The organism is Flavobacterium sp. W22_SRS_FP1, assembly GCF_052113685.1.
In the GTDB taxonomy this organism is placed as follows: Bacteria; Bacteroidota; Bacteroidia; order Flavobacteriales; family Flavobacteriaceae; genus Flavobacterium.
The window spans coordinates 1-5,708 of record NZ_JBGQOE010000053.1 but is presented as its reverse complement, the minus strand read 5'-3'; the positions used below and the strand labels follow the sequence as shown (position 1 = coordinate 5,708).

The following is a 5,708-nucleotide window of genomic DNA, read 5'->3' as shown; positions in this document are numbered from 1 at the left end:
TTCCCACACTCTTGTCATTCCGAGGAACGAGGAATCTCCGCCCCAATTGTCATTCCCACACTCTTGTCATTCCCACATTCTTGTCATTCCGAGGAACGAGGAATCTCCGTCCCAATTGTCATTCCCACACTCCTGTCATTCCCACACTCTTGTCATTCCCACACTCCTGTCATTCCGAGGAACGAGGAATCTCCGTCCCAATTGTCCTATTCCGTCAGTGCAAATTAAGCTTCACTGTGCGGACATCTCTCCTGCGTCGAGATGACAAACAGAACGGTAAAACCTCTTGTCATTCCGACACTCCTGTCATTCCCACACTCTTGTCATTCCGAGGAACGAGGAATCTCCGCCCCAATTGTCATTCCCACACTCTTGTCATTCCCACACTCCTGTCATTCACACATTCTTGTCATTCCGAGGAACGAGGAATCTCCGTCTCAATTATTCTATTTCGTTTATAAGTACAAATTAAGCTTCACTGTGCGGGGATCTCTCCTTCGTCGAGATAACAAACAGACCGGAAAAACCTCTTGTCATTCACGCACTCTTATCATTCTCAAACTCTTATCATTCCCGCATTCTTGTCATTCCCGCACTCTTGTCATTCCGAGGAACGAGGAATCTCCTATCCACTTATTCTATTTCGTTTATAAGTACAAATTAAGCTTAACTGTGCGGAGATCTCTCCTTCGTCGAGATGACAAACAGAACGGAAAAACCTCCTGTCATTCTCACACTCTTGTCATTCCCACATTCTTGTCATTCCCACACTCTTGTCATTCCGAGGAACGAGGAATCTCCGTCCCAATTTTCCGCCACCATTATCATTCCCACACTCTTGTCATTCCCGCACTCTTGTCATTCCCGCACTCTTGTCATTCCGAGGAACGAGGAATCTCCGTCCCAATTATTTTATTTCGTCAGTGCAAATTAAGCTTCACTGTACGGAGATTACTCCTTTGTCTAGATGACAAGCAGAACGGGAAAGCATCTTGTGTTTATTGCTTATAAAATCGTACTTTAGTCTTATGCAATTTCAACAAGGATATCATACTTACTACATTTATATAATCACTAATAAAGCCAAAACGGTCTTATATATTGGTGTAACCAATCATTTGAAAATTCGTTTAAGTCAGCATAAGGACAATATCACCTTTGGCAATAAAACATTTGCTTCAAAATATCAGGTTCATTTTTTACTCTATTTCGAAAAATTCACTTGGATACAGGAAGCGATTGCTCGCGAAAAAGAATTAAAAGGATGGCGCAGAGAAAAAAAAATAGATCTCATCAAAACCATTAATCCCGATTTAAATTTTTTGAATTATTTATTTGAATAACAGCGGAGCGTTTCCACTTTCCTATGACTACCGGAGATCTCTCCTTCGTCGAAATGACAAACAGAACGGGAAAATCGGTGCACGATATTCGATATTCGTTGCTCGATAAACGATGGACTGTAAACGACGGACGATGTTCGATGTTCGTTTAGCGTTGTACGAAAAACGGTTAACGAAAAACGATGGACGAATTTTGTTTAATTGGTTAAGAATTTTAATAGTTTTTCAGGTTCTTGTCTATTGTCCCAAAAACCAGTAATTATTATTCTTAGATTGTTTATTTGATAAAGAATACTATAATGCCCTAGAGAAATAGCTCTGGTATTTTTATAAGTTGTTTTTACTCCTAATTCAGGGTTCAGTTTTAAAAGATTTGTTCTTTCTCTAATTTTCCCCTTTAGTTTCATTGCATAAGCGGCAGTTTGATTCCTTTGAATCCAATATTCAAAGATATAATTTCTTTGTCTAATTGCAGTTTCAGTCCAATCTATGCTTAGCCGAGCCATTTAGCATCTCTTTTATCTAGTTCCGCTTCTGAAATAAATTGTCCTTCTTCTATATCTTTTTCGCTCATGGCTAACATTTCAATTTGCTCGGTTGAAAGAGATATAATTTCTTCTGATTGTGTCGAGTCAAAAATACTTTTAATTGCTTCTAATAATTGCTCATTTCTAGTAGCTAAAATGCGATCAATTAAACTGTTTTTTATGTTTTCTAATGCATTCATAATTTCTTTTTTTTCGTAAAGTTCGAAATTTAGTTCGGCTTTTCCAAACATCTCCTACTCACTAATCCAGAAAGTCACAACAACTATCGACACCCTTGACTCATCAACTTTATATCAATTTTGAACTTTCGGGCCAGTTGATATACTTCTAATTTTTCGAAAGAATAGATGTGGTAGCTCATGGAGAAATTGTTTAACTGGTGAATTGTTTCATTGTTTATCCGTGTCTTAGTATCAAAATTGGATTAAACTATTAAATTCTTTTTTTCAAGGGGAACCGTTGAATTGGTGAACTGGTTAATCGTTTAACCGAATGTAAACATTTAAACCTTTTCTAACCGATTAAACCTTTTCCTAAACAGTTAACCGATTAAACTTTCTCTAAACAATTAAACCTTTCCTAACCAGTTAATCCTTTTCTACATCTTCACTTGCTTAAACCGATCAATATTTTCCAAAAACCAATTATATGTTTTTTGAATTCCTTCTTCCAACTGCACCTGATGTTTCCATCCCAAAGCATGCATTTTGGATATGTCCATTAACTTTCTTGGTGTACCATCCGGTTTTGTGGCATCCCAAATGATTTTACCTTGGTGTCCCGTTATTTTCTGGATCGTTTCGGCCAGTTGTTTGATGGTCAAATCTTCTCCTGTTCCTACGTTGTATAAATAATCCGGCAGTTTGTTTTCTAAGGCAAATACGACTGCTTGAGCCATATCGTCTACAAACAAAAACTCTCTCATAGGTGTTCCGCTACCCCAAAGGCTTACCGGAGCATTGCCATTTTCCTTCGCCTCATGAAACTTCCGTATCATAGCTGGTAAAACGTGAGAAGAAGATAAATCAAAATTATCGTGAGTACCATAAAGATTAGTCGGCATCAGGCTTACGTAATCCTTATTGAATTGATTTCTGATGGCTTGACAAGCTTTTACCCCTGTTATTTTTGCAATAGCATACCATTCGTTAGTTGGTTCCAAAGTATCCGTCAATAAATACTCCTCCTTTAGCGGTTGTGGCGCTAGTTTTGGATAGATGCAAGAACTTCCCAAAAAAATAAACTTTTCCACACCGGATTGTAATGCGGTATCAATCAGATTGTTTTGTATCTGCATATTTTCCATAAGAAACTGATATGGAAAATCATTGTTGGCCAAGATCCCTCCCACTTTTGCAGCAGCATCAATAATCACTTCCGGTTTTTCGGCAACCATAAAATCTTTTACGGCTTGTTGGTTTCTCAAATCCAGCTCCTTGCTTGAGGCTCCAATCAGGTTGGTGTAGCCTATAGCGGTAAGTGTTCGCCAGATAGCGCTACCCACCATACCCTTGTGCCCTGCAATGTATATTTTAGAGTCTTTATTCATTTTTATAAAAAAAATTATATTCCCGTTTTCGATGCGATTGTTAATGCTTTATTTATGTCTCTTCAAATGGAAATGATGTTCTTAAATTCACGACTTCTCGATACATTTCAAAATTAAAAAATTTTGACACACTCGAAGTGACGCAATCTAATCAACAAACCCAGCCCCGCCCTTAAATAAAAAGCGTAGGAAAACAACATTTGAAATTAAAAGGAGGACTGCCAGTGGCAGTCAGGTAGCAGCAGTCCGCGAGTTGAGGACGAAGGACGAACGGCTCGGGCTGCGGAGTGGAACTTCAAGGTAGTTTTCAAGATTTTTATTTTCAGGCTTGATTTTTTTGTTACTTTTTTCATCAAGACAAATCGCAGATTCAGCGAACACCACTTAAAAATAAAAGTTAAGTGAGCTAAAAAAGTAAAAATCCCTTCAAAGCACAAAACATATCGAGAACTTTTGTTTCAACCATCACGACTTCTCGATACTTTTCAAAATGAAAAAATTTTGAAACACTCGAATTGACGTTTTTATTAATTTGTCAAAAAAAACACACCCCCAACCCCTATAACTCCAGTTTATATTTATTTTTGGAATCGTTGAACCCTGAAGGGTTTCAAGAGGGGAGCTAGGAGTAGATCTAATTTATAATCCGTAATTTTATATTGCTTAAAAAAAAAAATTAAGCTTCGAAGTGACGTGGTCTAATCAACAAACCCAGCCCCGCCCTTATATTTTTACACTAAAAAATCACGGTAAGAAATTCTGCAATAGCAGCAACTATTAAAGTTGATACCTCCACACCGCCCTTAAATAAAAAGCGTTGGAAAACGACGAAGAAGTGACGCGGCAGCAGTCCGCGAGTTGAGGACGAAGGACGAACGGCTCGGGCTGCGGAGTTGAGCTTCAAGGTAGTTTTCAAGATTTTTATTTTCAGGCTTGAAATCGAAGATTCATGAATACCAAAAAAACATTAATAACGCGTGAATATTTTTTTGTTACTTTTTTTATCAAGAAAAAAAGTAAGATTCACATCAAAGCAAAAAACATATCAAGAGCTTGACTTGCTGCTCAAAGCGACGTTTTTAATTCAATAAATCCGAATTATCTCTTGCCAATGCATTATACACACTTTTGACATCCTGTGAAAATTCTTTTTTCAAAATTAAATTAGCAGTAGGCGTATAAACAAATATCGTGTCTTTAACCCCTATAAAAGCCGTATAATTATCGGTTCCTATCACCATGTTCCCGTTTTCATCAACGGTATGACCAATGGTCACCAAATAATCATAGACTGATTCAAATGAACCCAAATCAGACCAGTCAAATTGTGAGGATACTACTTTTATTTTCTTGCTGCGTTCCATCACTGCATAATCAATGCTGATGGAAGGAATATCCATCGATAATGCTAAATCTAAATTTCCATTGCTGTTATTTTCCCAAACCAATTTTGATTTTTCGTACACTTCAGGATTAAAAGCTTTCAATTCTTCCAATAAAACTCCTGCTTTAAAGCAAAACATCCCACTGTTCCAAAGAAAATTCCCTTTGGATATAAAATCTCTTGCAGATACTTGATTTGGTTTTTCTCTAAAAGAAATCACATCATCGCCCTTGCGCTCAATATACCCATATCCAGTTTCCGGCTTTGTGGGTACAATACCAAAAGTAACAATGTATCCTTGAGCTGCTTTTTCCACTGCTTCTTGGATTGCCGCTTCATAAGCTATCATATCGTCAATAATATGATCAGATGGCGTGACAATCAAAATATCGTCCGGCTCAGCAGCAAAAGCGGCAAAAGCAATGGCTGCAGCCGTATTTCTTGGCGTCGATTCAATGATATCGATGTATTCCGTATTCGTTTTCTCTAATACTTTTCGGCTCAAATGACAGTTGTCAATATTACCAACGACCATCACTTTATCGGCTATATCGCGATTGCGATCCACAGTCATCTCAAACAGCGACTTGCCATCAAAAATGTCGAGATATTGTTTTGGTTGACTTTTGCGTGACAACGGCCATAACCGGCTTCCTACTCCTCCTGTGAGGATAACATGTATGATTGAGTTTTTATTTTCCATATTCTTTATTCGTTAGTCGATGTTCGTTGTTCGATGTTCGATGTTCAATGTTCGTTGTTCGTTGTTCGTTGTTCGATGTTCGATGTTCGATGTTCGTTGTTCGTTGTTCGATGTTCGATGTTCGATGTTCGATGTTCGATGTTCGATGTTCGATGTTCGATGTTCGATGTTCGATGTTCGA

The 5,708-nt window shown here is 37.9% G+C and carries 6 protein-coding genes; 2 read left to right on the top strand and 4 right to left on the bottom strand.

Annotated elements, in window-relative coordinates; all coding sequences use genetic code 11:
• Positions 1 to 228, top strand: a 228-nt coding sequence (locus ACEN2H_RS15415; RefSeq protein WP_441733907.1) for a hypothetical protein, incomplete at its 5' end; no start/stop codon positions are given.
• An 800-nt stretch (positions 229 to 1,028) separates the two neighbouring features.
• Positions 1,029 to 1,343 (top strand): GIY-YIG nuclease family protein, encoded by a 315-nt coding sequence (locus ACEN2H_RS15410; RefSeq protein WP_441733905.1) that lies wholly within the window; start codon positions 1,029 to 1,031, stop codon positions 1,341 to 1,343.
• 197 nt (positions 1,344 to 1,540) lie between these two features.
• Here ACEN2H_RS15410 and ACEN2H_RS15405 read toward each other — a convergent pair whose 3' ends face one another.
• From ACEN2H_RS15405 to ACEN2H_RS15390, 4 genes are all read right to left on the bottom strand, one after another.
• Positions 1,541 to 1,849 carry a type II toxin-antitoxin system RelE/ParE family toxin gene (locus ACEN2H_RS15405; protein WP_441733903.1) on the bottom strand — a complete coding sequence of 103 codons (309 nt, stop codon included), beginning with the start codon at positions 1,847 to 1,849 and terminating at the stop codon, positions 1,541 to 1,543.
• The gene (locus ACEN2H_RS15400) at positions 1,837 to 2,070 is read right to left on the bottom strand and encodes a hypothetical protein (protein ID WP_441733901.1); all 234 of its coding nucleotides are present in this window, start codon (positions 2,068 to 2,070) and stop codon (positions 1,837 to 1,839) included. Before ACEN2H_RS15400 ends, ACEN2H_RS15405 begins: the two co-directional genes overlap by 13 nt.
• Positions 2,071 to 2,489: 419 nt before the next feature.
• Positions 2,490 to 3,440, bottom strand: a complete 951-nt coding sequence (locus tag ACEN2H_RS15395) for a GDP-L-fucose synthase family protein (RefSeq protein ID WP_441733899.1) — start codon at positions 3,438 to 3,440, stop codon at positions 2,490 to 2,492.
• A gap of 1,079 nt (positions 3,441 to 4,519) precedes the next feature.
• On the bottom strand, positions 4,520 to 5,527 hold the full coding sequence (locus tag ACEN2H_RS15390) for a mannose-1-phosphate guanylyltransferase (RefSeq protein WP_441733897.1): 1,008 nt from the start codon (positions 5,525 to 5,527) through the stop codon (positions 4,520 to 4,522).
• Positions 5,528 to 5,708 lie beyond the last annotated feature (181 nt).

Coding starts and splice junctions, on each gene's coding strand:
- ACEN2H_RS15410 (WP_441733905.1), top strand. CDS start 1,029: ATGCAATTTCAACAAGGATATCATACTTACTACATTTATATAATCACT.
- ACEN2H_RS15405 (WP_441733903.1), bottom strand. CDS start 1,849: ATGGCTCGGCTAAGCATAGATTGGACTGAAACTGCAATTAGACAAAGA.
- ACEN2H_RS15400 (WP_441733901.1), bottom strand. CDS start 2,070: ATGAATGCATTAGAAAACATAAAAAACAGTTTAATTGATCGCATTTTA.
- ACEN2H_RS15395 (WP_441733899.1), bottom strand. CDS start 3,440: ATGAATAAAGACTCTAAAATATACATTGCAGGGCACAAGGGTATGGTG.
- ACEN2H_RS15390 (WP_441733897.1), bottom strand. CDS start 5,527: ATGGAAAATAAAAACTCAATCATACATGTTATCCTCACAGGAGGAGTA.